34 protein-coding genes and 1 tRNA gene are annotated in these 25113 nt (G+C 42.8%); 11 read left to right on the top strand and 24 right to left on the bottom strand.

Annotation, left to right across the window (positions count from 1 at the left end; all coding sequences use genetic code 11):
- Nucleotides 1-116: 116 nt before the first annotated feature.
- On the top strand, nucleotides 117-1022 hold the full coding sequence (gene rnhC, locus JZO70_RS19935; protein WP_207675447.1) for a ribonuclease HIII: 906 nt from the start codon (nucleotides 117-119) through the stop codon (nucleotides 1020-1022).
- 36 nt (nucleotides 1023-1058) lie between these two features.
- Here the strand turns inward: rnhC and JZO70_RS19930 are convergent, their stop codons facing one another.
- Nucleotides 1059-2162 (bottom strand): alpha-hydroxy-acid oxidizing protein, encoded by a 1104-nt coding sequence (locus JZO70_RS19930; protein WP_207675446.1) that lies wholly within the window; start codon nucleotides 2160-2162, stop codon nucleotides 1059-1061.
- A 190-nt stretch (nucleotides 2163-2352) separates the two neighbouring features.
- Here JZO70_RS19930 and JZO70_RS19925 point away from each other — a divergent pair, with 190 nt between their 5' ends.
- The gene (locus JZO70_RS19925; protein WP_207675445.1) at nucleotides 2353-2766 is read left to right on the top strand and encodes a MarR family winged helix-turn-helix transcriptional regulator; all 414 of its coding nucleotides are present in this window, start codon (nucleotides 2353-2355) and stop codon (nucleotides 2764-2766) included.
- Between the two features lie 89 nt (nucleotides 2767-2855).
- Nucleotides 2856-3347: a flavodoxin family protein gene (locus JZO70_RS19920; protein WP_207675444.1), complete on the top strand. Its 492-nt coding sequence runs from the start codon at nucleotides 2856-2858 to the stop codon at nucleotides 3345-3347.
- 110 nt (nucleotides 3348-3457) lie between these two features.
- Here JZO70_RS19920 and JZO70_RS19915 read toward each other — a convergent pair whose 3' ends face one another.
- The 17 genes from JZO70_RS19915 to JZO70_RS19835 all read right to left on the bottom strand — a co-directional run bounded on the left by JZO70_RS19915 (nucleotide 3458) and on the right by JZO70_RS19835 (nucleotide 14683).
- On the bottom strand, nucleotides 3458-3574 hold the full coding sequence (locus JZO70_RS19915; RefSeq protein WP_207675443.1) for a putative metal homeostasis protein: 117 nt from the start codon (nucleotides 3572-3574) through the stop codon (nucleotides 3458-3460).
- Between the two features lie 42 nt (nucleotides 3575-3616).
- On the bottom strand, nucleotides 3617-3766 hold the full coding sequence (gene rpmG / locus JZO70_RS19910) for a 50S ribosomal protein L33 (RefSeq protein WP_207675442.1): 150 nt from the start codon (nucleotides 3764-3766) through the stop codon (nucleotides 3617-3619).
- A gap of 16 nt (nucleotides 3767-3782) precedes the next feature.
- Complete coding sequence (locus JZO70_RS19905) at nucleotides 3783-4163, bottom strand: hypothetical protein (protein WP_207675441.1); 381 nt, start codon at nucleotides 4161-4163, stop codon at nucleotides 3783-3785.
- A 12-nt stretch (nucleotides 4164-4175) separates the two neighbouring features.
- Nucleotides 4176-4343 carry a 50S ribosomal protein L32 gene (gene rpmF / locus JZO70_RS19900; RefSeq protein WP_207675440.1) on the bottom strand — a complete coding sequence of 56 codons (168 nt, stop codon included), beginning with the start codon at nucleotides 4341-4343 and terminating at the stop codon, nucleotides 4176-4178.
- Nucleotides 4344-4362: 19 nt separating this feature from the next.
- A complete protein-coding gene (gene rpsN / locus JZO70_RS19895; RefSeq protein WP_207675439.1) occupies nucleotides 4363-4632 on the bottom strand; it encodes a 30S ribosomal protein S14 in 270 nt (89 codons plus the stop codon).
- A 276-nt stretch (nucleotides 4633-4908) separates the two neighbouring features.
- Entirely contained in the window at nucleotides 4909-5769 is an 861-nt protein-coding gene (locus JZO70_RS19890; protein ID WP_207675438.1) for a DUF2922 domain-containing protein, read from the bottom strand.
- An 86-nt stretch (nucleotides 5770-5855) separates the two neighbouring features.
- Entirely contained in the window at nucleotides 5856-6239 is a 384-nt protein-coding gene (locus tag JZO70_RS19885; RefSeq protein ID WP_207675437.1) for a hypothetical protein, read from the bottom strand.
- A gap of 491 nt (nucleotides 6240-6730) precedes the next feature.
- On the bottom strand, nucleotides 6731-7042 hold the full coding sequence (locus tag JZO70_RS19880) for a DUF1292 domain-containing protein (RefSeq protein WP_207675436.1): 312 nt from the start codon (nucleotides 7040-7042) through the stop codon (nucleotides 6731-6733).
- 15 nt (nucleotides 7043-7057) lie between these two features.
- Entirely contained in the window at nucleotides 7058-7486 is a 429-nt protein-coding gene (gene ruvX, locus JZO70_RS19875) for a Holliday junction resolvase RuvX (protein WP_207675435.1), read from the bottom strand.
- Nucleotides 7483-7752 (bottom strand): IreB family regulatory phosphoprotein, encoded by a 270-nt coding sequence (locus JZO70_RS19870; protein ID WP_207675434.1) that lies wholly within the window; start codon nucleotides 7750-7752, stop codon nucleotides 7483-7485. Before JZO70_RS19870 ends, ruvX begins: the two co-directional genes overlap by 4 nt.
- Before the next feature lie 314 nt (nucleotides 7753-8066).
- Complete coding sequence (gene glnA, locus JZO70_RS19865) at nucleotides 8067-9407, bottom strand: type I glutamate--ammonia ligase (RefSeq protein ID WP_207675433.1); 1341 nt, start codon at nucleotides 9405-9407, stop codon at nucleotides 8067-8069.
- Nucleotides 9408-9452: 45 nt separating this feature from the next.
- Nucleotides 9453-9833, bottom strand: a complete 381-nt coding sequence (locus JZO70_RS19860; protein ID WP_207675432.1) for a MerR family transcriptional regulator — start codon at nucleotides 9831-9833, stop codon at nucleotides 9453-9455.
- A gap of 175 nt (nucleotides 9834-10008) precedes the next feature.
- Nucleotides 10009-11268, bottom strand: a complete 1260-nt coding sequence (locus JZO70_RS19855; protein ID WP_207675532.1) for a methionine gamma-lyase family protein — start codon at nucleotides 11266-11268, stop codon at nucleotides 10009-10011.
- Complete coding sequence (gene hflX, locus JZO70_RS19850) at nucleotides 11252-12499, bottom strand: GTPase HflX (protein WP_207675431.1); 1248 nt, start codon at nucleotides 12497-12499, stop codon at nucleotides 11252-11254. Before hflX ends, JZO70_RS19855 begins: the two co-directional genes overlap by 17 nt.
- Nucleotides 12500-12502: 3 nt before the next feature.
- Nucleotides 12503-13423: a tRNA (adenosine(37)-N6)-dimethylallyltransferase MiaA gene (gene miaA / locus JZO70_RS19845; protein ID WP_207675430.1), complete on the bottom strand. Its 921-nt coding sequence runs from the start codon at nucleotides 13421-13423 to the stop codon at nucleotides 12503-12505.
- Nucleotides 13420-14154, bottom strand: coding sequence for a glycerophosphodiester phosphodiesterase family protein (locus JZO70_RS19840; RefSeq protein WP_207675429.1), 735 nt, complete (start codon nucleotides 14152-14154; stop codon nucleotides 13420-13422). The genes miaA and JZO70_RS19840 overlap by 4 nt, the downstream gene beginning before the upstream one ends.
- 13 nt (nucleotides 14155-14167) lie before the next feature.
- Complete coding sequence (locus tag JZO70_RS19835) at nucleotides 14168-14683, bottom strand: hypothetical protein (RefSeq protein ID WP_207675428.1); 516 nt, start codon at nucleotides 14681-14683, stop codon at nucleotides 14168-14170.
- 193 nt (nucleotides 14684-14876) lie between these two features.
- Here JZO70_RS19835 and clpP point away from each other — a divergent pair, with 193 nt between their 5' ends.
- Nucleotides 14877-15473, top strand: a complete 597-nt coding sequence (gene clpP, locus JZO70_RS19830) for an ATP-dependent Clp endopeptidase proteolytic subunit ClpP (RefSeq protein ID WP_207675427.1) — start codon at nucleotides 14877-14879, stop codon at nucleotides 15471-15473.
- Between the two features lie 97 nt (nucleotides 15474-15570).
- Here clpP and JZO70_RS19825 read toward each other — a convergent pair whose 3' ends face one another.
- The 3 genes from JZO70_RS19825 to JZO70_RS19815 form a co-directional block, all read right to left on the bottom strand.
- The gene (locus JZO70_RS19825; RefSeq protein ID WP_430748906.1) at nucleotides 15571-16215 is read right to left on the bottom strand and encodes a DNA/RNA non-specific endonuclease; all 645 of its coding nucleotides are present in this window, start codon (nucleotides 16213-16215) and stop codon (nucleotides 15571-15573) included.
- A gap of 73 nt (nucleotides 16216-16288) precedes the next feature.
- Complete coding sequence (locus JZO70_RS19820) at nucleotides 16289-17233, bottom strand: SPFH domain-containing protein (protein ID WP_207675426.1); 945 nt, start codon at nucleotides 17231-17233, stop codon at nucleotides 16289-16291.
- A complete protein-coding gene (locus tag JZO70_RS19815; protein WP_347565211.1) occupies nucleotides 17220-17450 on the bottom strand; it encodes a hypothetical protein in 231 nt (76 codons plus the stop codon). Before JZO70_RS19815 ends, JZO70_RS19820 begins: the two co-directional genes overlap by 14 nt.
- 134 nt (nucleotides 17451-17584) lie before the next feature.
- On the opposite strand from JZO70_RS19815, the gene JZO70_RS19810 reads away from it, so the two are divergent.
- Together JZO70_RS19810 and JZO70_RS19805 are read left to right on the top strand one after the other, a co-directional pair.
- On the top strand, nucleotides 17585-18274 hold the full coding sequence (locus JZO70_RS19810) for a CPBP family intramembrane glutamic endopeptidase (protein ID WP_207675425.1): 690 nt from the start codon (nucleotides 17585-17587) through the stop codon (nucleotides 18272-18274).
- A 113-nt stretch (nucleotides 18275-18387) separates the two neighbouring features.
- On the top strand, nucleotides 18388-18690 hold the full coding sequence (locus JZO70_RS19805) for a bacteriocin immunity protein (RefSeq protein ID WP_207675424.1): 303 nt from the start codon (nucleotides 18388-18390) through the stop codon (nucleotides 18688-18690).
- A gap of 78 nt (nucleotides 18691-18768) precedes the next feature.
- Here the strand turns inward: JZO70_RS19805 and JZO70_RS19800 are convergent, their stop codons facing one another.
- Together JZO70_RS19800 and JZO70_RS19795 are read right to left on the bottom strand one after the other, a co-directional pair.
- Nucleotides 18769-18951: a hypothetical protein gene (locus JZO70_RS19800; RefSeq protein ID WP_207675423.1), complete on the bottom strand. Its 183-nt coding sequence runs from the start codon at nucleotides 18949-18951 to the stop codon at nucleotides 18769-18771.
- Between the two features lie 114 nt (nucleotides 18952-19065).
- Nucleotides 19066-19136 (bottom strand) — tRNA-Gly (locus JZO70_RS19795).
- A gap of 210 nt (nucleotides 19137-19346) precedes the next feature.
- On the opposite strand from JZO70_RS19795, the gene JZO70_RS22490 reads away from it, so the two are divergent.
- The gene (locus JZO70_RS22490) at nucleotides 19347-19595 is read left to right on the top strand and encodes a thioredoxin family protein (protein WP_347565210.1); all 249 of its coding nucleotides are present in this window, start codon (nucleotides 19347-19349) and stop codon (nucleotides 19593-19595) included.
- Nucleotides 19596-19723: 128 nt separating this feature from the next.
- Here JZO70_RS22490 and JZO70_RS19785 read toward each other — a convergent pair whose 3' ends face one another.
- Nucleotides 19724-20362, bottom strand: coding sequence for a redox-sensing transcriptional repressor Rex (locus tag JZO70_RS19785; protein ID WP_207675422.1), 639 nt, complete (start codon nucleotides 20360-20362; stop codon nucleotides 19724-19726).
- A 199-nt stretch (nucleotides 20363-20561) separates the two neighbouring features.
- On the opposite strand from JZO70_RS19785, the gene JZO70_RS19780 reads away from it, so the two are divergent.
- The 4 genes from JZO70_RS19780 to JZO70_RS19765 all read left to right on the top strand — a co-directional run bounded on the left by JZO70_RS19780 (nucleotide 20562) and on the right by JZO70_RS19765 (nucleotide 25047).
- Nucleotides 20562-22499, top strand: coding sequence for an ABC-F family ATP-binding cassette domain-containing protein (locus tag JZO70_RS19780; RefSeq protein WP_207675421.1), 1938 nt, complete (start codon nucleotides 20562-20564; stop codon nucleotides 22497-22499).
- Between the two features lie 55 nt (nucleotides 22500-22554).
- Nucleotides 22555-23217, top strand: a complete 663-nt coding sequence (locus tag JZO70_RS19775; protein ID WP_207675420.1) for a C39 family peptidase — start codon at nucleotides 22555-22557, stop codon at nucleotides 23215-23217.
- Between the two features lie 260 nt (nucleotides 23218-23477).
- Nucleotides 23478-24161, top strand: a complete 684-nt coding sequence (locus JZO70_RS19770) for a response regulator transcription factor (RefSeq protein WP_207675419.1) — start codon at nucleotides 23478-23480, stop codon at nucleotides 24159-24161.
- Nucleotides 24154-25047, top strand: coding sequence for a sensor histidine kinase (locus JZO70_RS19765; RefSeq protein ID WP_207675418.1), 894 nt, complete (start codon nucleotides 24154-24156; stop codon nucleotides 25045-25047). The genes JZO70_RS19770 and JZO70_RS19765 overlap by 8 nt, the downstream gene beginning before the upstream one ends.
- Nucleotides 25048-25113 lie beyond the last annotated feature (66 nt).

The raw sequence follows: 25113 nt of genomic DNA, 5'->3' as shown, positions 1-25113 counted from the left end.
ATTTCCCTCCTTACATTATCGTTGAAAAAACTCTAGTTTATTATATGCTAAAATAGGGCGATTTTACAACTTTCATCAAAGAAAAGTCCAGTAAATTAAAGAAAAGAGAAAATCTTATGAGTTCATGTGTTTTAAAACTATCAAAAATACAGCTGAAAAAGCTCCAAGAACACTACCAAAATGACCTGCTAAAAAAGAACATTCCTTATAGTGAATTTTCGGCTAAAAAAAACGGCGTCAGTATTACCGCCTACACTTCCGGCAAAGTTGTATTCCAAGGAAAAGACGCTGAAGCAGAAGCCAGCAAATGGGGCTCCATTGCTGAGACACCTAAAAAGAAAAGCGGCACTACGCTTCCTGCTGGCTTCGCTCAACTATCAGTAATCGGCAGCGACGAAGTGGGCAACGGCAGCTATTTCGGCCCCTTATGTGTCTGCGCCGCTTATGCTGAAAAAGAGCATTTGGCGGAATTGAATCGCATTGGAGTTAAGGATTCAAAAATGTTAACCGATCCCCAGATTCGTCAAATAGCCGAAATCCTTAAAGAATTAATCCCTTATAAACTGCTGGTTGTAACGCCTAAAAAATACAACGAGATCCAACCGAAATACAACGCGGTTCACATGAAAGTCGCGCTGCATAATCAGGCGATTTCTTTGCTTTTGGCACAGATTTCACCGCAAAAACCGGAGGCCATCTTAATTGACCAATTTACACCGCCGGCTAACTACCAAAAGTATGTCAAAAGCGAAGTTCGTCAAGTGAAGGAGCCGATTTATTTCACAACCAAAGGGGAACAATATCATTTGGCTGTAGCAGCCGCTTCCATTATTAGCCGCGCCAGCTTTTTGGAAGAATTGGATCAGGCTTCCCAAGCGTTGGGAATCAAGGTGCCTTCTGGTGCCGGCGCCCCTTCTGATAAAGCCGCAGCCGCCTTACTAAAACGCGGCGGAATCCAGCTGTTAAGCAATTACGCTAAGCTGCATTTTGCCAATACCGAAAAAGCCCAAAAATTGCTGTAGAAAACGGAGGCCCCTTATAGGACCTCCGTTCTCACCTTAAATATAATGGTTTTCTCTTAATTTCGCCTGTGTAATGTCGGCCACTGTCTGAGTACCCGCTAACTGCATGACCATTTCCAATTCATTTTGGAAAAATTCAAAGACCTGTTTAACTCCTGTTGCCCCGCCCAGAGCCAAGCCGTAAATTGCTGGGCGACCGATCGCTACTAGGTCAGCCCCTGAAGCAATGGCTTTGAAGACATGCTGTCCGCGGCGAACTCCGCTGTCGAAGATAATCGGTACTCGTTTGTCCACTGCTCGAGCCACATATTGCAGTGAATCAAAAGTAGCCGGTCCACCATCCAATTGACGACCACCGTGGTTAGACACCCAAATACCATTGGCGCCAGCCGATAGTGCCCGCTCCACATCTTCTTCTGATTGAATGCCTTTTACGAAGACTGGCAATGAGGAATTTTTAGCAATAAATTCCACATCTCTAGGGCTGAGTTTTTGCTTGGACGATCCATAGACCGCGTCCATCGTTTGACCCACACCGGATTGATAAGCTTGCACGATCGGCATTGGCAAAGGAAAAGTAAAGCCGTTGCGTTTGTCGGTTTCCCGATTACCGCCAACTGTCGCGTCAGCAGTTAAGATGATTGCCTTGGCCCCGCTAGCTTTGGCTTGCGCAAGAATATCGATATTGATCCCATCATCCTTACTCATATATAGTTGGAACCACTGGCAAGCTTCAGGGCCCGCGGCTTCCCGAATCTCCGCAATCGTTCTGGAAGCATAGGAGCTGATAGAAAAAATTGAACCAAAATCAGCCACTCCCTTAGCCGTAGCCTCCTCACCTTTCATATTGGCTAATCCATGAGCAGCAATCGGAGCCATAATAATCGGAGCCCGCAGCTTTTCATCCATGAAAGTCACCTCAGTCGTCGGCAACTCTACATCCTTTAACACATGTGGAATAATCAGCTGATGGTCAAAGGCCCGTTCATTCTCCCGATACGTAAAAATGTCCCCGGCCCCACTGTTAATATAGCCGTAGCCACCTTTCGGAATGACCTCTTTGGCCATTTCTTCTAAATCGTACATATTGATAAAATCAATCGGTCCTTCGGCATTGCTGGTTTTATAGTCAGTTGTCATTTGCATTCATCCTTCCATTAAAAACGTTTACATCTTTATCCTACTCTTCTCATTCATTCTGAACAAAAATATTGCCTAGTGAACAGCCAATACTTGAATCAGAATGAAAAGTCTTTTCCCATTTAGTTGGAAAAGAACGTTGTGAAATCCTGATTTGTCGTTTAAACTAAACAAAATAGAGGTAAAAAAATTGCAGTCTAATCATCAGCTTGCCCGTAAAATTATTTATACCAGCAGACAGCAAGAAGCGGGCCTTCAAGAACTGTTAAAAGACCTCGATTTGGAACTGATTCAGATTGAGATCTTGGACTATCTGGCTCTTCATCCAGGAACGATCCAAAAAAGCTTAAAGGATTATTTTGGGAGAACCCTTCAAAATCCGTTAGTAATCCTAGAGAAAAAAGGACTGATTTACCGAAAATCAGCGCTTACTGACATCCGTCATAAACGCATATTTTTAACTAAGCAAGGTGAAAATGAACTCGAAAAAGTCCATAACTATTACGATCAGATGGAGCAAAAGGTGCAACGAAGCTTAACATTCGAGGAGCGGACTACCTTATTCCAACTGCTGGATAAAGTGCAAAAAGGACTGGAGCGTTAGCAATGAATTCTTGTTGTCCTCATCCATATGGAATACGTCACCTTTAGTCATCAAAATGATTGGGATATCTGAAAAGGAAGGATGAAAAAATGAAGATTGGGATTATTTACTTTACACACGGTGGGCACACCAAGGAGAAGGCTGAAGAGATTGCTGCTGGAATTGAATCAAAAGGCGTTGAAGTCCGCCTGTTTTCCTTGGACGATGAGTTAGATACGGATTATCTAAACGAATGTGCTGGGATTATATTCGGCACGCCAACTTATGTCGCAACCGCTCATTGGCGCGTTGTGGAATGGTTAACCCAAAACCGGACAGTGAAATTGGGCGGCAAGCTTGGTGGGTGTTTTGCCACTGCTCACTATGCCCAAGGTGGCGGCGACAGTGCCATCATGTCCCTTGTAGGAATGCTACTGACTAAGGGCATGCTGGTTTATTCCGGTGGAGCAGCCTTAGGCAAACCCTTTATTCACCACGGACCGGTAGCTTTAGATGCCGTAGGAACTCATTACGAAGAATCAAAAGAAATGTTTACTCTCTTTGGCGAACGTTTCGCGAATAAGTCGCTGGAATTGTTTTAACTATCGGTAAATTCACAAAAACGAACGATAATGGTCGACTTCATCCCAGAATTTTTTCGGGATTCTCGACTAGTTATGGTTCGTTTTTTGTACCGGAAATAAACGATCGGTTATTTTTTCGTTTGATTGCGTTTTGCTTCTTTGATAATTTTTAATGCCCGTTTGCGTGTTTTAATGTTCGGACTGCGTAAACGGCGGTAGGCGCTTGATACATCGGCTTTTTCCATGATACTAACCTTCTTTGCTTAAAATTTTCTCGCTGGTGCTAATTACTTCGTTTCGCGAAAGATTGCTTTACGCCGCAGCTTTGGCGAATATTTTTTCAATTCTAAACGATCAGGGGTATTGCGTTTGTTTTTACTGGTTAGATACAACCGCTCCCCGGTCTCAACGCACTCTACTACAATATTCTGTCTCATTTAGACTCAACCCTTCTTAACGATCAGCTAAATATTCCTTCAGCTGCATTTGTTCATCGTAATTGAAGTTCCCTGCTGCTAAATCCTGCAAGAGAAGTTCTTTAAGCTTGACTGGAATTTCCCAGAAGCCGTCAATTTTTTGAAGCTGCTGGAGCTCATAGTTGTGAAAAATCGGATAAACCGCCAAAAATTCTTCCGATGAGAGATTTGCTTTTTCATCAAACTTCTTCACCCAGCCTTGTTGAAGGGCGTAAGCTGTAGGCTGACCATTTTCTGAAATAATTCCTTTTTCCACCATGCTGCGATACATCTCGGCTTTATCTAAGACTTCCTGTTTTTGTCCCGATAAGTGAAAACTAATGCTTTCTTCAACTAACGGTGGATAGATAATTTCCAACTTGGTCAACTCCTATTTCATCACTTTTTTTCCTTTATAATAACCCTTCAATGAAACATGGTGGCTGCGACGATAATCGCCTAATGATTCATCAAAAGAAATTTCAGGACGTTCGACTTTTTGATGGGTGCGTCTCAAACGTTTTTTCATCTTTGAGGTTTTTCTTGCTGGTACTGCCATTTTTCTTACTCCCTTTCCTTTACCAACTAGCTTTCTTGACACCAGGAATCTGGCCTTGGTGGGCTAGTCTTCTGAAATTAATGCGAGACATACCGAATTTCCGCATATAAGCCCGCGGCCGGCCATCCACAAGATCACGATTTTTGTAGCGGTTGGGGTTAGAGTTCTTAGGCAATTTAGCCAGAGCTTGGTAATCTCCCGCTGCTTTCAATTCTTTCCGCACTTTGGCATATTGTTCAATCAGCTCTTTTTGTTTCTGAGCTTTTACAATTTTCGCTTTTTTTGCCATGTCGTCATCCTTTCTTTTTTACGCGACGCAAAACGTAATGGTTACAATTTGATAAAATGACTTTACCACTAGTACAAATTGCTGTCAAGGAGAACTAACATGAAAAATGATTCAAATGTATGCAGGTACATGTTTAATGTACGGAAGAGCCGCACTCAGTTTAATTGATCCCACGACCAAATAAGCGTTCGCTTTGAACGCTTATTTGGATGCTGATAGCTGTCGACTTCAACTAAAGGAATCGATCGTTTTCCTTTGATTGAAGCACTGAACAAGCTATTTCTTTTTATCTTTATTTTTCTCCCGCTTCCAACGGTTGATGGCCTTTTTGTTTCTCCGCTTGTCGGCGGAAAATCCAGCTAACGGATTGGTGCCTTTTTTCCGTTTCGGGAACCAGCCAGTGTATTTTTCATCGGCCGGTTCTTCTGCGGATTCATCCAGCACTTCGATGGATTGGCTGAGAGGCGGGCTGGTCATTTGTTCCATGACGGGTGTTATCGGTGCGGTCCCTTCCTCCCCTGGCTCCTCCATCGTTATGACAATGTCCTCCAGACTAAAGTCCTCCAGCTTTGCCCCTTCCGGCAAACCGGTGCTCAGCAGTGCTATCAGTTCATCGTCTGACATCTTGTTCGGTTGATAGTCCTGTGGAACAGTGACTCTGATGCACTGTGTTCCCCCTAAAGATCTTGGTTTGTCCATTGTTGAAGCAGGCTGAGCTGGTGCTGCTTGCATTAGTGCTGCTGCTGATTGTGAGGCAATCAATCCCGGTTGTGGGATGTTTACTGCTGCAGGAGCTTCCTGAATTTGGACAGACTCCGGCTGTACTTCGATTGTAGGTGCTGCTTGTGCTTCAATTGCTTGAACAGTTTCTGGTTGTACCTCCACTGCTGGCGCAGCTGGCTCAACCTCTTCTTCATTACGTAAATCAAAAATTGGTGTTTCAATCGTTTCGACAAATTTAGCGCTGAGTAATTTCTTGAACAGGCCCACTTCGCCTTTTTCAAATAAATTCAAGTCGACAAGTTTTTGCAACGATGCGCGAATTTCTTCGGCGGGTTTGTTGCGATCTGGGTCTTTTATTTTAAAGCTATGGCGACCGCCAAGGCTGTTTTCAAAGGTTGCATTTAAGCTTAACATTTATCTAATCATTCCTTTCGTTTTTAGGGTATCTATGTGAATTTTATCAACGTAGTCACTTTGTTTCCGGTTTCATTTCTGCCTCGTCAAGGTACCGCAAAGGCTTCTGGACGGACTTCTTCGATCAGGTCCATTAGTTTGGTCAGTTTCTCTGTGACAAAGCGTTTGACGGTAAATAACCGGGAAGTTAAGTGCTTCCATTCCTTTTCAGTAAAATAATTTAAAAATAAATAATAATAGCGGCGCAGCGCGCGAGTTGCCTTGGTTTTTAAGAAAATATGACGGACCAGCTCACTTAGTACAAAGCTGAAATCCTCCGTGCTTAATTCGTCGCGAATTTGCAGAGCGACTAAATATTTGATGGTGCTTTTTTCGTCTTGCGTCTCATCGTAAAATTTACCGATGCGGGTTTCGAGTGTTGATCTTTTAAGTGTGAAAATTCTCGGAAAATCCAGTGTGTTTTCTTGCAATTTTGTTTACCTCCTTTTTTTTAATAGTTCTGTGCGATATCGACAGTTTTAGATTATCAAAATTATCACTAAAGTCAATCGAAATATTATTTCAAGAAAAATAATTCTCGCAGAAATTTACTGCTTTTTCCGCGTCCTTAAAGCATTCCTGATTTCAAATTCTCAAATTATGCACCACAAACGGGTAAAAAAATAGAAATATAAGCAAAATCCGTCGTAATATAAACGATATTATTATATTCATCTCGATTCAGCATCAGAATATATTAAATCCGACCTGGAAGCGACTTATTTGTATTGCATCTTGCTTTACCAGTGTTCGCATTTTGCCCATCACGCCAAATATTCCAAGACTTGGTTTCCTGGTTGAACATTAGCGAAAAAGCATCAAAAATCTAGAACCTGTCTCTTTACACCCTTCACCTAACAGCTGGTTTTCAAAACACAAAAAAAGCTGAACCCTCACACTAGAGAGTTCAGCTTACGATATCTTATTCTTCTTCTTCGGTCATGAACGTGTTGAAAACTTCTTCAATCATGTCCCATTCAGCGTCGGTTTCGATTTGTAGTAATTCACCTTCGCTGCCGTCTTCGTTTTCTACATAAGCGTAAGCTTGTAATTCAACGTCTTCATCTTCAGGAGCCCCTGCTGGATAAAGCAAGACATAATTACGGTTAAATTCTTCTTGTCCATCGATAGTTAGTAGAATTTCGTATAAGGTTTCATTTCCTTCGTCATCTACTAAAGTAATCATTTCATGTTCGTGATCATGGTCATGATCATGAGTGTGTTCATCTGCCATTTGCTTTCCTCTTTTCTAAAATTTATTGCTGGTTCGGTCAAGATAATTTTGCAAAATCATCACCGCAGCAACTTTGTCGATAACTTTTTTACGCTTGGCCCGGGATGTATCTGCCTGTTCGATCAGCATCCGTTCAGCTTGAACCGTGCTTAATCGTTCGTCTTGATATTCCACCGGCAAATCAAAAAGTTCCTTGATTTTTCCGCCGTATGCCATCGAAGCTTCAGCTCTTGGGCCAATCGAGTTATTCATATTTTTAGGTAGTCCCACTACGAATCGATCCACATTGTATTGCTTAACCAATTCTTTTAATCGTTCAAAACCGAATTGACCCTTGTCCTCGTTAATTCGGATGATTTCAATTCCTTGCGCAGTCCAGCCGAAGGGATCGCTCACCGCAACTCCCACCGTTTTGGAACCTACGTCTAAACCCATTACTCTCATGGAAGATCAATACCGTGGTCAGACAGGTAGTATTTTACTAATACTTCCATCACTTCATCACGTTCGTGGCGGCGAATCAAGTTCCGCGCATCTTGGTAACGTGGAATATACGCTGGATCTCCTGACAATAGATACCCAACAATCTGGTTGATTGGGTTGTATCCTTTTTCTGCTAACGCATTGTAAACGATCGTTAATGTTTCACTGATTTCCTTCTTCCGGTTATCATCAAAGTCAAAACGAACCGTTTCATCTGTATATCCCATAAAGCGACACCTCTTTCTCAAAGTTTTCACACTTACCATTCTACTAAAAGAACGGCCAACTTACAAATATTGAATTCATTTATCCGCCTATTTCCGCGTTTTCCTCATGATTTTGTTAAAATAAGACGGCTAATACACCTGTTATCCCACCAAATTTTACGAAAAAACCGAACAAGGATTAAATTTTCCCAATGTTCTAATCAAACTATTCAAATTGCTTTTATATCCGCAGCAAATGGACGTCCTACATTTTTTACGACGGAAAACAAAAAGAAATCCGCTAGAAAAAATTCTAGCGGATAAACTTGCGCTTTTTAGTAAAGCTCTAAATATTGTTCACGTTCCCACTCAGACACCGTTTGACGGAACGCTGCCCATTCAATTTTCTTCGCTTCAGCAAAGTTATTGTAGATGTGTGAACCTAACGCGTCGATCATTACATCATCTTCCCGTAATGCTTTAATTGCATTGTGGATAGTAGAAGGTAAATCAAGGATTTGCGCTTCTTTGCGTTCTTCTTCAGTCATCACGTAAATGTTGCGGTCAACAGCTGATGGAGGTGTCATTTTGTTGCGGATACCATCTAAACCAGCTTCAAGCAACACAGCCATTGTCATGTAAGGATTCGCTGCTGGGTCAACTGAACGCAATTCCAAACGAGTAGAAAGACCACGAGATTCTGGAACACGGATTAGCGGTGAACGGTTGCGTCCGCTCCATGCTACGTATACCGGTGCTTCGAATCCTGGAACCAAACGTTTGTAAGAGTTAACGATTGGGTTACATACTGCTGTATAAGCACGTGCGTGTTTCAAAAGTCCTGCCAAGAATTGGTAAGCTGTTTCGCTTAATTGCATTGGACCATCTTCGTCGTAGAAGACATTGCCTTTGTCGTTGAATAAAGACATATTGCAGTGCATACCAGAACCGTTGATTCCGTATAATGGTTTTGGCATAAACGTTGCATGCAAGCCGTGTTTACGGGCAATTGTTTTTACAACTAATTTGAATGTTTGGATATTATCGCAAGCTTCAATTGCATCGGCATATTTAAAGTCGATTTCGTGTTGGCCTGGAGCAACTTCGTGGTGAGAAGCTTCTACTTCAAAGCCAAGTCCTTCAAGTTCTAACACGATATCGCGACGGCAATTTTCCCCAAGGTCGGTTGGTGCAAAATCGAAGTATCCGCCTTTGTCATTCAAGTCCATAGTAGGAGCGCCGTTTTCATCCAGTTTAAATAGGAAGAATTCTGGTTCAGGTCCTAAGTTGAAAGAAGTAAAGCCAAATTCCTTCATGCCATCCAATATACGTTTTAAGTTTCCACGAGGGTCACCAGCAAATGGTGTACCATCTGGATTGTAGATATCACAGATCAAACGTCCTACTTTTCCATGTTCGCTTTCCCAAGGGAAAATCATCCAAGTAGACAAGTCAGGATATAAATACATATCACTTTCTTCGATACGAACAAATCCTTCAATAGAAGAACCATCAAACATCATTTTGTTGCTTAACACTTTGTCAAGTTGACTTACAGGCACTTCTACGTTTTTAACTGTTCCTAAAATATCGGTGAACATTAAACGTAAAAAGCGTACGTTTTCTTCCTCAACGATTTTTTTAATGTCTGCAACTGATAAATCTTTCTTTGGCATAATATCCCTTCCTCACGCTTCATTTTTTTTATTATTCCACAATCACTAAAGCTTTGGCCCTTGCGATTGATATGGATGTTGTTGATTTAACCCACTTTGTGTCAGCATCTCATCATAGAAAATGCGACGAACATCTTTGTCTGTTAATGGCGGCTTTTCTTTGGCCGCTTTTTCTTCGTCTTTACGCATTTGATACACGCGTTTGATCCCTGCCATGTTCAATCCATCTGATAAATAATCCTTAATCTCCAACAGCACATCAATGTCATTTAGAGAATACATTCTACGGTTACCTTCGCTCCGTTCTGGATGGATTAATTCTTGTTCTTCATAATAACGAATCTGCCGAGCAGTTAAATCAGTTAATTTCATGACTGTACCAATTGGAAAAACAGCTAGCGAACGACGTAATTCTTTCTCCCGCATCAAATATCCTCCTTGTTTCTTAATGTTGAAATTAGGATACCAAGTATTAGACCACTTGTCAACAGCAAATGTGACATTTTCTTACATAGCCGCAAAAAAACTCCTGACATCGTTTTTGGAATCCACAAAAAAGACGCTTCCCGCAAAGGAAACGCCTTGATTTCTGATTGAAAAATTATGCTTTTTGGTGGTAAACATCGTTCACCGCATTGGCAACAGCCACCTTCACATGCTCAAAGGTCAAGCCGCCCTGTAAATAAAGAGAGTATGGCTCCCGCAGTGGTCCGTCAGCACTCAATTCAATGCTGGCACCTTGAACAAAGGTTCCAGCCGCCATAATGATATCATCCTCGTACCCGGCCATGTAAGAGGGCACTGGCGCAACATAAGCATCAATCGGTGAAAACTTTTGAATCGATTGGCAAAAACGAATCATCGCCTCACGTTCCTTCAACTCCACCAGCTGAATCAAATCGGTTCTCGGGTCATCCCATTTAGGGGTTGATTCAATATTGTATTCTTCTAAAAGAGCTGAAGAAAAAATCGCGCCCTGAATGGCTTGCCCCACCACGTGAGGTGCCAAGAAAAAGCCCTGCAGCATGTCATAGACATTTCCTAACATTGCGCCACCTTCTGCTCCCACACCTGGAGTCGTCAAGCGATAGGCGCATTTTTCCACCAACGCTTCTTTACCTGCAATGTACCCGCCGGTTTTAGCAATGCCGCCGCCAGGATTTTTGATTAACGAACCCGCTATTAAATCAGCACCTACTTGCGTCGGCTCCAGCAATTCGGCAAATTCACCGTAACAATTATCGACAAAAATTACCGCTTCTGGTGCCACTGTTTTGACAAAGTCACACATCTCTTTGATTTTCTCAATCGTAAAGGATGGACGGGAAGCGTAGCCGCGAGAACGTTGAATCGCCACGACCTTGGTTTTTTCCGTCAACTTTTCTTTAACGCCGTCAAAATCCACTGAGCCATCGGCTAAAAGCTCTACTTCATCATAACCGATATTGTATTCCTTCATGGAACCAATTCCGTTACCTTGTGTGCCAATGACTTCCAGCAGCGTATCATAAGGGGTGCCGGTAATATAAAGCAGATCATCACCTGGACGCAACACGCCGAACAATGCAGTGGAAATAGCATGAGTCCCAGAAACCAGCTGAGGGCGCACTAAGGCCGCTTCAGCACCAAACGTTTGAGCATAGACCGCTTCTAACGCATCTCGGCCTAAATCATCGTTGCCGTATCCGGTGGAAGCCAAGAAATGACTCTCCGAAACATGCTGCTGCCGAAAAGCCGCCAGTACCTTAGCTTGATTCGACAAGGCGGTTTCCCGCACCTTCTTCAGCGCCGGCTCAATTTTTTGATCGACTTTATCAATCGTCGCTACTAATTCAGGGGCTAGACTAGCTGTCCAACTCATCATCATCCATTCTCCTTATCCAAACTGAATTCTTCTTCGCAAAACCGCGAATATGATAGACTTCAGTGTCTTCATCAAAAGCTTCGCTTAATACTAATGTTTCCCGCCGAATCGCGCTTAGCGACTGGCCGTCACTGGCATGGATACTTAACAAATAAGGCTCCAGCAGCTCCATGATCTCTTTTTTAATCGCTTCAGACAGCACATCTTTACCTTTGCTGGACTTAGCCGAAATCAACACATTGGGAAACAAGGTTGGGGTGAAGGAAAAGGGATCGATCCGATCGGCTTTGTTGTAAATCGTCAGGATCGGAATATCATCCATCTCTAATTCCTTCATCAAACTCATGACGGTTTGTTCTTGCTGCAGACGATCCTCCGCACTGGCATCGACTACATGCAGCAGCAAATCCATCCCTTTGCTTTCTTCCAACGTAGAATGAAAGGCATCAATTAATTGCGTCGGCAAATCTTGAATGAATCCAACTGTATCTGTAATAGTGGTCAGCATGCCCTGCGGCAGCTGCCATTTTTTAGTTAACGGATCTAGCGTGGCAAACAACTGATCCTGGGAATAGGTTTCAGCATTGGTCAACAAATTCAAAATAGTCGATTTACCGGCATTGGTATAACCGATCAAGCCCATTTGGAAAATATTCGACTGCTGGCGCTTTTGCCGGCTGCGCTCGCGATGAGCCTCGACGTTTTTCAGCTCTTTTTTAATCGCGGTAATCCGATTGCGGATGTGACGACGGTCGGTTTCCAGTTTCGTTTCCCCTGGACCACGCGTACCGATCCCACCACCAAGCCGTGACAAACTGTGTCCTTGTCCCATCAACCGGGGTAATAAATAATCTAGTTGCGCTAATTCCACCTGCAGCTTGCCTTCTTTCGAACGGGCCCGCTGAGCGAAGATATCTAAAATCAGCTGAATTCGGTCAATCACCGGCACACCGACAATTTCTTCCACCGTTTGGCTTTGTCTAGGCGTCATGGCATGGTTAAAGATCACCAGATCGGCTTCGTGGGCTTCCACCAGCTGCGCCAGTTCTTCTACTTTACCTTTTCCGATAATCGTCTGACGGTCGACTCTGGGACGTTTTTGGGTCAAAGAAAATACAATCTCTCCGTGGGCCGTTTTAGTCAACCCAGCTAATTCCTGCATGGATTCCAAGTAGTTCTGTTTGTTTTCTTCTGTTTCAACTCCGACAAGAATGACTTTTTCTGACAAAACTTATCCCTCCTTAAGCCATGCGGTGATGGCTGACTCGATTTGCGACACTTCTTCTGGGTGCTGCACTAGATTAAACCAATGAACCGGCATCCGATTGCGGAACCAGGTTAATTGGCGCTTGGCATAACGGCGAGACTGCTGCTTCACGTCTTCAATCGCCTGCTCTAAAGAAATCTTTCCTTCAAAATAGGGGAAAAACTCTTTGTAGCCGATCCCTTGAGCCGCTTGCTGGTCTCTGAAGTCAAACAACCGTTTCGCTTCCTCCAGCACCCCTTGCTTCATCATTATATCTACCCGTTGATTAATCCGCTGATACAACAGCTCACGGTCAGTATCCAAACCCACCAAATAAGCATCGTACAACAGCTCCGGCGTTTCCTTCGGTGTTAAAATCGAACGCCCCGTCAGTTGATAGACCTCCAACGCACGAATAATCTTTTTTACATTATTAAAATGAATTTTTTCAGCTGCTAAAGGATCGACAGCTAAAAGTTTTTCCCAAAGGGCCTGCTTCCCATTCTCTTCAGCAAAGGCAGCATACTTTGACCGCAAACCAGGATCTTCTTGTTGATTCTCACTGCCCAGCTTGTAGTCCCACAGCAAGGATTGGATGTACAACCCGGTTCCGCCAGCGATAATCGGCAATTTGCCGCGGGCATAAATTTCGTCGATTACTTGGCGAGCCGTCGCTTGGAAATCGGCGGCCGAATAGCTTTCGGTAATATCCCGGACATCAATCAAATGATGAGGAATCCCTTCCATCTCTTCAGTCGTGACTTTAGCGGTGCCAATATCCAATGTACGATAGACCTGCATCGAATCGCCGCTGATGATTTCACCATTGAAACGCTTGGCCAGCTGAACACTCAAGCTGGTTTTACCTACGGCTGTGGGACCTACAATTGCGACTACTTTTTTCATCGTCTCAGCCTGCTTTTCACTCGATTTGCCTTTTCCGGAAAATCGGTAAACATCCCGTCTACTTTTAGATTCATGCATTCGATCATCGATAGATACAAATTCACCGACCAGGGCCGGATCGGCTTTGGATAGGTTTTCACCAGTTCTAGGTTTTCCTGCAACCAGTTATGGCTAGGATGAATGCCTTCAATGAACTCCAGCTCTAAGGCCGCCTCAACTGTTGCCCGCGATTTTTTTAGAACCAAGTCCAGCTGTGCTTCCGGTTCAAGTTCATGCATGATTCGTAATGACTCCAAATTGAAGCTGGAATACCAGTGGCTAAACGGCCAGTCGCGGCTCAGCACGACTTCAGACACTGCGGCTTCAATCTCGGGATAATGGTATTTATCAGTTTTCAATTCAATATTCAATATGCCGCGATATTGCATTTGCAGCAGCAGGTTCAAAACCTCCTGCAAGGTGGAAATTTTGGTGGCTTTATATTTAGGGGCAAACCAGCTGCCGGCATCTAACTCTTTGATCTCCTCTAAGGTTAGATCGCGAACTAGTCCTTTGCCGTTGGTTGTTCGTTCGACACTTTCATCGTGAATAACTACTAAATGCTTGTCTTTGGTAAAATGAACATCCAGTTCAATACAATCTGCACCTGCTCGTACTGCTTCGGCAAAAGCCGGCAGAGTATTTTCCGGATGGGTTCCGCTGCTTCCGCGGTGGGCGATAATTAAGGTCACGCGTTTTCACCTCTTACTTTACATCAAAATAATGGAGCGGTTTATTCGTCAATTTACTCAACTGTGACTTTTTCTCGTTAATAATCACTAATAAATTCTCTGAAAAAGATTCCATGACTACACGGCCGCCCTTGTAGGTATAGCCGCCCATTCTTACCGTTTCTTCTGGCGATAGAATAACTTTACGTTGAGAAATGTTTTTGAAGAATTCCTCAATTAAATAATTAGGCAGGTAAGAATTATTTTGTGCCGCAAAGGAATGCAGATAAATGTAGTCATCAATGGTAATATAACAATCATCAAAGGCATTAAAGCGGACATAATCCTCCATTAATACATTGCGTTTGCCTAATACTTCATTTATTTTTTTATTTAACAGATTTAAGGTTTCAATCTCTTTTGCCCGGTGCTCCAGATCTCGTGTGCGATTGTCTTTTCTTTCAAAATATTTGAAAATAATAACGACAGCAACACCAACGATAATTGCTCCGACTAAGACGCCTAATAAGCCGATTAGTGCTGTTTTCATTTCGTTCCCCCTCATTGTTTGTGCGTAAATAATAGTAACACATTTCCTACGATCTGGGATAGCATTCCAACGTCAAAAAAACAAATCTAAAGTATTTGACCAAAACTGACCTTTAGTGTATACTTTTTTTTAGGATTTAGCTCCTGAGTGTGCTAAACTACTATATGACTACTTAATACAAGGAGGATTCATTATGAATTTAGTCCCTACAGTTATCGAACAATCATCCCGCGGAGAACGGGCCTATGACATTTACTCACGTCTATTAAAAGACCGCATCATCATGTTAAGCGGACAAGTAAACGATGATATGGCAAACTCAATTATTGCCCAACTACTTTTCTTGGATGCCCAAGATTCTGAAAAAGACATTTACCTTTACATCAACTCTCCAGGAGGCAGCGTATCTGCAGGTTTAGCAATTTTCGATACCATGAATTTCGTTAAAGCTGATGTTCAAACCATCGTTTTAGGTATGGCTGCATCAATGGGAAGCTTCCTATTGACTGCTGGTGCAAAAGGCAAACGTTTTGCCTTGCCAAATGCTGAGATCATGATTCACCAACCACTTGGCGGCGCACAAGGACAAGCTACTGAAATCGAAATTGCGGCGCGTCACATCTTGAAAACTCGCGAACGCTTGAACAACATCTTAGCTGAACGTACTGGTCAACCGATCGAAGTGATCGAAAAAGATACAGACCGCGACAACTTCATGACCGCCGAAGAAGCAAAAGCTTACGGCTTGATTGATGAAGTAATGGAAAACAAAGGTTCACTAAAAGGATAAACTGATTAAAGCTGAGGCCCTGTGCCTTGGCTTTTTTTGTTGCAAGAAAGGCTTCGTAAGGCTGGATATCGATGCAGCAAAAAAGCGAGCAGTTCGCCTACTCGCTTTTTTGTGAACGTCCCGTTTGATAATCAATCGTTACGCCTTCTTGAATATTATAGATGAATACGTTAAAAGAAACTTCATCATCTTCAATGCTCTGAGCCTCCATTTGAACACCCCGTGCCACCAGTTCCTCCCCTTCAAAATAAGGAGCGACCCGATAACGCACGTGGTTGCCGGTTTCCTTTAGATACTCGGCTACCTGATTTTCATAGGTGGTCATCCCAGGCGTATTCAGACTCCTAGTTGACGTCATTAAATTCTTCAAATTATTGTTTTCACCAGTTAAACGAAAAGCAATCAAATGCGCCCGATTATACAAAGGCTGATCTTGATAGAATTTTTGCTGCCAGCCAGTCGGCTTGATATACAAGCGCTCCCGTTCCTCCGTGGGAAACAAACTCTTGTGCAGCATACCGTCGGCTGGTCCGACGCGGTTCAAACTGTCTAAATCAGAAAAATGGGTCCCCACTGCCATCGCCAAATCTTCTTGCGTAAAATCTGGTTGATTGTGGTTCAGCTGAACGACTTGATGTTCCCCGTCATAAGCCGGAATTTCTGCCAGCTGGCTGACTTCGACATTTTTTACCGAATTATCTTCAAAAAATTCCTGTGTATACAAGCCGTACAAAGCGGCGATCAGAATGACGATACTAGATAGGATCGTTACAGGAGTCTGTTTCTTGCGTTTCTTTGCGATGGTGCTTCAACTCCTACTTGGTTTTTTGCCAAATTTCTTTGATGGCCGGCACGTTCCCCAACTCGGTTAAATTACTAGGCATAATGACCGTATTGCTGTTGTTTTCGACAACATGTTTAAAGGCTTCGATTCCCAGGTAGGCAATCATTTCTTGGGTCAAACCACTTTCAGAGATCGCCTGGTTGATTTCCTTGATGCGCATTTTTTCTGCATCAGTGATCAGCTTGATTCTTTCTGCCTCAGCAATCGCGTCCATTTTAGTCCGCTCTGCTCGCGCTTGCGCATCGATTTTGGTTTGTTTTGCCCGGGCTTCGGCATCAATTTGCATTTCAGAGGCCTTGGCTTCTGATTCCAAAATAACCGATTGCTTTTTACCTTCAGAGATCGTGATCAAGGATTCCTTGTCACGACTGGCGGTAATCAATTTGTTCATGGAATTAATAATCTCATCGGAAACGGAAATTTCACCAATGTTGATGCGGTCAATGCATAAGCCATAACCGGCTGTGATATCTTTCACACTTTCGTAGAGACTTAAGTTGATTTCTTCCGTACCATTCAATACTTCATTTAGTTCCATTTTACCGATAATCCCACGTAAGTTTGATTGGCAATCTTGAATCATCGAAGTCACCGAGTCTTCATTGTCATAAACGAAAGCTCGCGCCTCAGTTACATGATATTTGATCGCTTCATCAATTTCAACAATTACGTTGTCCCGCGTAATCACACTTTGCGGATCGATTTGAATCGGGGTCTGCTTCAAAGAAACACGGCGACGTACATGATACAATATCGGGATCAAGAAATGCAAGCCCGGGTCCAGGGTCCGATCGTACTTCCCGAAGCTTTCTACTACTTTAACTTCCCCTTGTTGAACAATAACGACCATTCTTGAAAGGACAAACAAGACAATAATCGCTAAAAATACGAATAAGATGATATTAAAAATTATCAATATAATTCACTTCACTTTCTGTTTTCTCATTGTTAACCACAACCAATAACTCACGACTCGTAAAATCAGTCACCTCTAACATACTGCCCGCTTCAGGCTGACCATCTACGACTTTATAATCGTACCAGCTGCCTAATATGCGGACAGTTCCCCTTAGTTTGTCCGTTTTACTGCGAAAAAACGTTCCGATTGTCTTTTGCATTTGATAATCCGCCACTGTTAATCGACCCCTTTGGTTTAAGTATACCAAAGAAGTTTCATCAAATTATCTTTTTTTCAAAAATTACCAATTGCATATGACTTTACTTATCTTTTAAAAATATCTACCATGAAAGAAACGAGGTGGAAAAAATGGAACAATCAAATAAACGACAATGGTGGGGCCTATTGGTTATACCCATCGAATTTATTATCGGGCAATATCTGCTGCCACTGCTGCCGATTGAAAATAATCCAAAATTAGGACTGATTTTATCAACCTTTATCTTTGTAACCGGCTTTGCGGTGATGATTTACTTATTCAAAGACTTGTTGAAGGCCCAATGGCAGCTATATCGGCATAAGCTGTTTTGGCGCTTATTGATCAGTATGGTGCTGGTGGTTGGGGCGTTCATGCTCTTGCAGCTGGTTCGCGGCATCATTCCGGCACACCTGTTAACGGTTGAAAGTAACGGAACTGACAGCGGCGGCGCTCAGCTTTCGGCTGGTTGGATGCTTTTGGCAGCCATCACACCCTTTATTGCACCATTTGCTGAAGAACTGACTTTCCGTTATCTATTGCTAGGAAAATTTACCAATCGATTGGTTCGCGCGATCATGCTGTTCGTCCAAGGAATTTTGTTTGGTTTAATTCATATCAATAATTTTGGCGGTAATGTGTATGCTACGATTCCTTATATGGTGATAGGTATTTATTTCGGGGTGATCTATCTATTGTTCAAAAATATTTGGGGATCGATCATTGTTCACTGGATGTTTAATTCCATTAACTCAATTTTGCCGGCTTTATTCTTATTTATCCTCAGTTTCTTTGGGATATAACCAGCAAACGAACAATTTTGTCACATGGAAACGAATTGGTTTATTTTTTTGATGGCTGCTGATATGATAAGTGAATCGTTTTGGTACAGGAAAAATCTTAGGAGAGTGCAAAAATGAAGCAAGCGGAAAAAGCAAAGCAAATGATGGATCAAATCAGCACCGCTTATTCTGATACGACGGTCAAAACCCGGCCCCAATTGCAGGAAATCCTGCTGGAGAACGCTGCGCTTTTAGAAAAGCACGGCCAGTATCAGCTAGTTGCCTCGAAGCTTTGCAAAAGTATTTCTTGGTATTATCTCACTCACCAGCAAGATTTTCCTAAAGCCATCGGCATCTTATACAACCAATTAAAAGGCGAAGCTGTGAAATACGATGGCGTCGCCGTTACTACTCTCATGATGCCTCTTTGGTTTTAGTTTACATATATGAAGAAACCTGCTGTCCGAATTTGGGCAGCAGGTTTCTTTGTTCTGTTTTATATAGATAGATGAAGCTCAAGAAACTTTATAGCCTTTACGACTAGCAATAATCATATTCGCTAGAAAGTTCAACCACAAAAGAATGCTGACAATTCGGCTGATTGGCCCATCTTGAAAAATAAAGATAAAACCTAAAGCAAAATTTAATAGTCCCAACCAAAAACTCTCCTGCTTCAATACTTCTTTTTCTCTGAACATTCAACAGCCACTTCCCTTCGTTTTCTTATAATTTTACGCTCTTTTTCTCAAATCAGCTAGTTCTTGCAATAAAAAAAGACCAGCAACTTGAAATTGCTGGCCGAACATTTATTAAGCGGGTGACGAGAATCGAACTCGCGACAACAGCTTGGAAGGCTGTGGTTTTACCACTAAACTACACCCGCAAAGGACACTACAAAGTATAACGCTTATTATTTATTTCAGCAAGTCTGATTACTGCTAAAACAGAATCATTGACTTATTCGAGTTCAGCCCTTACCTTTTTAAATAAAGGAGTGTTTTGTATGGATAGACTGGAAACAGTTCTCAAAGCCATTGAAACTGAAACAAATGTCGTCGTATTCATCTCCTCTGAAAATTGAAGTATCTGTCATGTGGACGAACCTCGCGTGCGAGGAATAGCAGAAAAACAACAGATTGCCTATTACCATTTAGATGTTACCAAGGAGCCTGAATTAGCCAGTTACTTTGAAGTCTTGACGGTTCCGGCAGTCATGGTCTATCACCGTGGACAGGAAGCTCTGCGCCAAGCGCGCTTTATTGGCCATAAGCAAATTAAGGAATTACTGGAAAAACTGCCTCAGGATAATGAACCGGCTGATTACGATCAACTTTTTAACTAGTACGCTGCGGCGTGCTTTTTTGTCTAAAAAAGGCTGTAAATTGAAGAAGCCGGACACTGTAAAAATTGTCGTAAAACGCTTGATAATTTCTTCACATCTAAACAAAAAAAGCAAGTCATACGACCTGCTTATTGCGCTTCATAATTATGATGTAAGAAATAAATCAATGTTTGCAATTCATTGGTTAAATCAACACTTTGGATAATTACGTTGTCTGGTGCTGATAAACGAGCAGCGGTAAAGTTCAAGATTCCTTTGATGCCAGCATTGACTAATTGGTCCACCACTTGTTGGGCTTCTTGCGCTGGAATCGTTAAAATCGCGATCTCGATGTGCTGCAGTTTGATTTGTTCTACCATGCTGTCCATTGGATAAACTGGAATGCCGTCAACGATGCGTCCTACGATATCTTCTTTGATATCAAAGGCACAGCTGACCCGGATACTGTTGCTTTGATGAAATTTGAATTTCAACAAGGCACTACCTAGATTACCTACCCCAACCAAAGCAACGTTGGTTAATTGATCGTCGTTTAGGATTTTTCCGAAGAAGTTCATTAAGTCTTCTACGTCATAACCGTACCCACGTTTTCCTAGTTCTCCAAAATATGAAAAGTCGCGGCGAATTGTCGCACTGTCGACTTGAATTGCATCACTTAATTCTGTTGAAGAAACTTTTGTTTTTCCAGCAGTATTTAGAATACGCAGATAGCGATAGTATAAGGGCAATCGTTTAACAGTCGCTTTTGGTATTGCTTGATCTTTCACAATATCTCCCCTTTACACAAAACTTGTTGGTCGTTACAGACCTTATAATATCAATAATCAGCTAGTAATTGCAACGTCTCTGCTCAAATAATTGTGAAATAATCACGAATCTTTAAGAAAGATGGTCCAGGCCTCACCAGAACGCGAAAAATATGGTAGACTAGTACCGTTCGAAGATTAAAATATGAGGAAGATTTCTATGCTATTATTACAAGCTAATCAAATTGCTCGCTACTTCGGTGCCGAGACTTTGTTCGAAAATATTCATCTAGAGGTTAACAGCCGCGGCCGCATTGGTTTAGTCGGACGCAACGGGGCTGGTAAATCAACCTTACTGAAAATTATTGCCGGCATTGATCCCCCCGATGCTGGTCAAATTACCAAAAACAAACAGGCGACTTTAGGCTATTTGGCTCAAGATACCGGTCTGGCTTCCTGTGAGACCGTCTGGAATGAAATGTTAAAAGCCTTTGCTTCCGTTATTGCCATGGAAGAACGGATGCGGGAAGTAGAAAAACAGATCAGTCAGGCAGATGAGTCAGATCCCAACTACGATTCCTTAATGAAGGAATACGATCAGCTGCAGCATGATTTTAATGAAGCAAACGGCTACGGCTACGAAAATGAAATCCGCAGCGTATTGCATGGCTTTAAGTTTGACGAGAGCTTTTACGACAAACCGATTGATACCTTGTCTGGGGGTCAAAAGACTCGTTTAGCCTTGGCCCGTATGCTGTTGGTGCGACCAGATATTTTGATTCTGGATGAGCCCACCAACCACTTGGATATCGAAACGCTGGCCTGGCTGGAGGATTATTTGCAGGGCTATACCGGCGCGTTGCTGATCGTTTCTCATGACCGCTACTTTTTAGACCGAGTGGTAAACGAGATTTATGAAATTTCTCGCCGCAAGATGACTCATTACAAAGGAAATTATTCCCGTTATCTGGATTTAAAAGCGGCGCAATTATCCAGCGACTGGAAAGCCTACGAAAAACAACAGGCGGAAATTGACAAACTAGAAGACTTTGTCGCCCGCAATTTAGTCCGGGCATCAACGACGAAACGGGCCCAAAGCCGGCGCAAAGCTCTAGAAAAAATGGATCGTTTGGATCGACCAGACGGCAAAGAAAAGTCAGCCCATTTTATGTTTGCCCTGGAAAAAGCTTCTGGCAATGTGGTGCTGCAATTGGAAGACGCCGCTATTGGCTACGACAACGAAATCCTTTCGGAACCAGTGAATTTAGATGTTCGTCGTCAGGATTCCATTGCCTTAGTCGGACCAAACGGGATCGGCAAATCCACCTTGTTGAAGTCCTTGATCGGACAAATTCCGTTCATCAAAGGTGAACCGCATCTTGGAACCAACGTTTCCATCGGCTATTACGATCAAACGCAGGCTGAGCTGAGCGGCAACAAGACCATTTTAGCCGAGCTGTGGGACGAGCACCCGACCACTCCGGAAAAAGATATCCGCACAGTGTTAGGCGGTTTCCTATTCAGCGGCGAAGACGTGGAAAAAACCATTCCTTTATTAAGCGGCGGCGAGAAAGCGCGGGTTGCCTTGGCGAAGCTGTCGATGGATCGGGAGAACTTTTTAATTCTCGATGAGCCCACCAACCACCTGGACATCGACAACAAGGAAGTGCTGGAGAATGCCCTGATTGATTATGAGGGCACCCTGCTGTTCGTGTCCCATGACCGCTACTTCATCAATCGGATTGCCACTAAGGTGATCGAGCTGTCACCTGAAGGCAGCAAGCTGTACTTAGGCGACTATGATTACTATTTAGAGAAGAAACGAGAAGAAGAAGAACTGGCCGAGCTCTTAGCTGAAGAATCAGCCGAAGCGGCTCCTCCCCCAAAAAACAAGTTTTATCAAGACAAGGAAACCCAGAAGCTGTTGCGCAGCTTGCGCCGGAAAGTCGAAGCAATCGAAGAAAATTTGGCGAAATTAGATACGTTGATTGCTGAACTGGAATCAGCGATGGTTGAACCTGATGTTTTAAATGATCACGTGCGTTTAATGGAATTGACCCAAGAATTGGAACAGCACAAGGCCGATCAGGAAACTCAGATGGCCGAGTGGGAAGAATTGAGCTTGGAGTTAGAAGAAATGGACGAAGCTACATCTTAAGTCGGATGACACTTTCTGCCTGTTAGGGTTTAATAGGATTGTGGAGGTGTACCTCATGAAGAGAAAAAAGAGCGTGCTCCCTATTTTATTGGGGAGCATTTTAATTATTGCCAGTGCCTGCATTTTTGCCTTGAGGGCGCTGAGTGAACGTTCGCCTACCGTTTCGCCGGCTTTTGCCGATGATGCCAATCGTCATTTGAGTGAACGGGGACAAGACATGACTTTAATGCTGCAAACCGATCCCCAATGGGCGGCGACGCCTTATGGCAGCGGGTCCGATTACAATGACATAGCCACCAACGGCTGTGCAATTACTTCCTTGGCGATGGTTTTGTCTTATTATCAAAAACGAGTCGTTTTACCAACTGAGATTCTCGACTGGTCGCAGGATCGTTATTATGTCAGCGGTCAAGGTACAGCCTGGTCGATTTTTCCTGACTTCGCTGCCACCTATCAGCTTTCTTATGAAGATCTAGGTCTTGATGCGGGGCGCATTCAAGAACGCCTGCAGCAAAATCAACCGGTGGTGCTATCGGTGAATCCCGGAGAATTTACCGGCGTGGGTCATATTATGGTGATTAAAAAGGATATCGCCAGTGATCAAATTGTTGTTTACGATCCCAACGACACCCCGGAAAAGCATCACTATCAAAATACTTACAGTCTCGATTATATTTTGAGCCAAAGCGCTAATGCTTGGGCTTTTGCGCCATTATAAAAGCCGCCACGCGAAATTTTGCGTGACGGCTTTTTCAAGGGGGAAAAAGATTTGATCTAGGGATACATATAACATAACTAACAAACTTGAACATTCATTGATGATTTTCAGAGAATTTTTGAAAAAGTTTTAAAGAAAGTTTGAAGGACAAATTCGATCACTTCGTATTTAGCCTCCCCCTCACCTAAAATCTCCCTTCTCCCGCTTACTAAAAATGATACAATTACTTATAAGAAGAAAAGTCTGATTGGAGGTACCCTATGAAGAAAATTTTGTTAGTCGAAGACGATCTGACTTTGGCTAAAGGAGTCGCTCTCTCCCTGCAAAGTCCAACTATCGAAGTAAAGAACGTGGACTCCTTGAAAAGGGCTGAAAAATGTTTAGCTGACGAAGCGTTTCATTTGCTGCTTTTAGATATCAACCTTCCCGATGGCAATGGGCTGGAATTTTGTCAAAAAATCAAGCAGCAGTTGAGCCTTCCGATTATTCTGCTAACTGCTCGTGATTTAGAAGTGGATATCGTTTCCGGTTTTTCCGTCGGTGCCGATGATTATGTCACTAAACCTTTTAGTTTAGCTATTTTGCGTGCGCGGGTGGAAGCCTTATTAAGACGGTATGAAGAGTTGACGGTTGGACAAAAAAGGGTTAGTTACCTAAACTCTACCTTCGATTTTGCTAAACAAGAATTTTTGATCAACGGGACAGAGATTGCTTTTAGTAAAATCGAGCAAAAGCTGCTGCAAAAGTTTTTCGAAAATCTGGGAATCACCTTAACGCGGGCAAGCTTATCCAATGAAGCTTGGCAGCTGGAGGCAGAGTTTGTAGAAGAAAATGCCCTTTCCGTCGCCATTAAACGCCTGCGTTCCAAGCTAACCGACTGCCGCGATTTGAAGATCGTGACTGTTTACGGCATCGGCTACAGAATGGAGCGGCATTATGATTAATCTTTTGCTGCTGGTTTTAGCTGTTTCCATCGCTGGTTTTGGTCTGCACCGCTACTGGTTGGCTAAGCAAACCTTAAACAAGATGGATCGCCTGCTGGATGCGGCCATCGATGGTCAAAAGATTCAAGAAAATTTTGTTGATTCCTACGACGAGCGAATTGTCAAAAAACTGAAGACCTTTGTTGACAGTCGCGAACTGATTACTGAAAGCACCTCTTCCGAAAGTCAGAATATTCATGAGCTGATTGCCAATATCGCTCACCAGACGAAGACGCCGATAACAAACATTTCTATGTTCAGCGAGCTGTTGAAAGAAATAGAAGATCCCGAACAGATTCACGAATACATTGATGACATTAATCAGCAATCGCAAAAATTAAAGCACTTGATTGAGGAGTTAATGAAAACCTCCTATTTGGAAAACCACTTGATTAAGACTGCGCCTAAACGAAACAGCTATTCGGACTTAATTATGGAATCGGTCGAAGCCTTTCAGCATTTGGCCAGCCAAAAACAGATGACGATTCAAACGGAAATGGCTTCAGAAGTTTATGGTCATTTTGATGAGCAATGGTCAAAGGAAGCCTTGGGAAATTTGCTGGACAATGCCATTAAATACGGCGATGAAGGTTCTGTCATTGATGTTCGTCTCAAAGAACTTGAATCTTTTATTCGAATTGATGTTTCCAATCAAGGGACAGCGATTTCCGAAGCAGTTCATGGCAAGATTTTTCAGCGCTTTTATCGTGATGAAGCTACCCAGGGTACGGAAGGTTTAGGAATCGGCCTTTATTTAGTGAGAGAAATTATGCAGCTGCAAGGCGGTTTGGTGAAGGTTGAAACCCAAGGCGACCGGAATACCTTCTCTTTGTTTTTCAAAAAGTAAAATCTGTCACTGGTGAAAGATTTGAGACAGATTGTGGACAGATTGATTTGCTATCGTAGAACCATA

The organism is Candidatus Enterococcus moelleringii (assembly GCF_017377575.1).
Classification (GTDB): domain Bacteria; phylum Bacillota; class Bacilli; order Lactobacillales; family Enterococcaceae; genus Enterococcus_A; species Enterococcus_A moelleringii.
This window is presented reverse-complemented; position numbering and strand designations above follow the sequence as displayed.

Bases quoted from the DNA above. Each gene is read 5' to 3' on its own strand.
- rnhC (WP_207675447.1), top strand. From the start codon at position 117: ATGAGTTCATGTGTTTTAAAACTATCAAAAATACAGCTGAAAAAGCTC.
- JZO70_RS19930 (WP_207675446.1), bottom strand. From the start codon at position 2,162: ATGACAACTGACTATAAAACCAGCAATGCCGAAGGACCGATTGATTTT.
- JZO70_RS19920 (WP_207675444.1), top strand. From the start codon at position 2,856: ATGAAGATTGGGATTATTTACTTTACACACGGTGGGCACACCAAGGAG.
- JZO70_RS19915 (WP_207675443.1), bottom strand. From the start codon at position 3,574: ATGGAAAAAGCCGATGTATCAAGCGCCTACCGCCGTTTACGCAGTCCG.
- rpmG (WP_207675442.1), bottom strand. From the start codon at position 3,766: ATGAGACAGAATATTGTAGTAGAGTGCGTTGAGACCGGGGAGCGGTTG.
- rpmF (WP_207675440.1), bottom strand. From the start codon at position 4,343: ATGGCAGTACCAGCAAGAAAAACCTCAAAGATGAAAAAACGTTTGAGA.
- rpsN (WP_207675439.1), bottom strand. From the start codon at position 4,632: ATGGCAAAAAAAGCGAAAATTGTAAAAGCTCAGAAACAAAAAGAGCTG.
- JZO70_RS19890 (WP_207675438.1), bottom strand. From the start codon at position 5,769: ATGTTAAGCTTAAATGCAACCTTTGAAAACAGCCTTGGCGGTCGCCAT.
- JZO70_RS19880 (WP_207675436.1), bottom strand. From the start codon at position 7,042: ATGGCAGATGAACACACTCATGATCATGACCATGATCACGAACATGAA.
- ruvX (WP_207675435.1), bottom strand. From the start codon at position 7,486: ATGAGAGTAATGGGTTTAGACGTAGGTTCCAAAACGGTGGGAGTTGCG.
- JZO70_RS19870 (WP_207675434.1), bottom strand. From the start codon at position 7,752: ATGGGATATACAGATGAAACGGTTCGTTTTGACTTTGATGATAACCGG.
- glnA (WP_207675433.1), bottom strand. From the start codon at position 9,407: ATGCCAAAGAAAGATTTATCAGTTGCAGACATTAAAAAAATCGTTGAG.
- JZO70_RS19860 (WP_207675432.1), bottom strand. From the start codon at position 9,833: ATGCGGGAGAAAGAATTACGTCGTTCGCTAGCTGTTTTTCCAATTGGT.
- JZO70_RS19855 (WP_207675532.1), bottom strand. From the start codon at position 11,268: ATGAGTTGGACAGCTAGTCTAGCCCCTGAATTAGTAGCGACGATTGAT.
- miaA (WP_207675430.1), bottom strand. From the start codon at position 13,423: ATGAAAAAAGTAGTCGCAATTGTAGGTCCCACAGCCGTAGGTAAAACC.
- JZO70_RS19835 (WP_207675428.1), bottom strand. From the start codon at position 14,683: ATGAAAACAGCACTAATCGGCTTATTAGGCGTCTTAGTCGGAGCAATT.
- clpP (WP_207675427.1), top strand. From the start codon at position 14,877: ATGAATTTAGTCCCTACAGTTATCGAACAATCATCCCGCGGAGAACGG.
- JZO70_RS19810 (WP_207675425.1), top strand. From the start codon at position 17,585: ATGGAACAATCAAATAAACGACAATGGTGGGGCCTATTGGTTATACCC.
- JZO70_RS19805 (WP_207675424.1), top strand. From the start codon at position 18,388: ATGAAGCAAGCGGAAAAAGCAAAGCAAATGATGGATCAAATCAGCACC.
- JZO70_RS19800 (WP_207675423.1), bottom strand. From the start codon at position 18,951: ATGTTCAGAGAAAAAGAAGTATTGAAGCAGGAGAGTTTTTGGTTGGGA.
- JZO70_RS19780 (WP_207675421.1), top strand. From the start codon at position 20,562: ATGCTATTATTACAAGCTAATCAAATTGCTCGCTACTTCGGTGCCGAG.
- JZO70_RS19775 (WP_207675420.1), top strand. From the start codon at position 22,555: ATGAAGAGAAAAAAGAGCGTGCTCCCTATTTTATTGGGGAGCATTTTA.
- JZO70_RS19770 (WP_207675419.1), top strand. From the start codon at position 23,478: ATGAAGAAAATTTTGTTAGTCGAAGACGATCTGACTTTGGCTAAAGGA.
- JZO70_RS19765 (WP_207675418.1), top strand. From the start codon at position 24,154: ATGATTAATCTTTTGCTGCTGGTTTTAGCTGTTTCCATCGCTGGTTTT.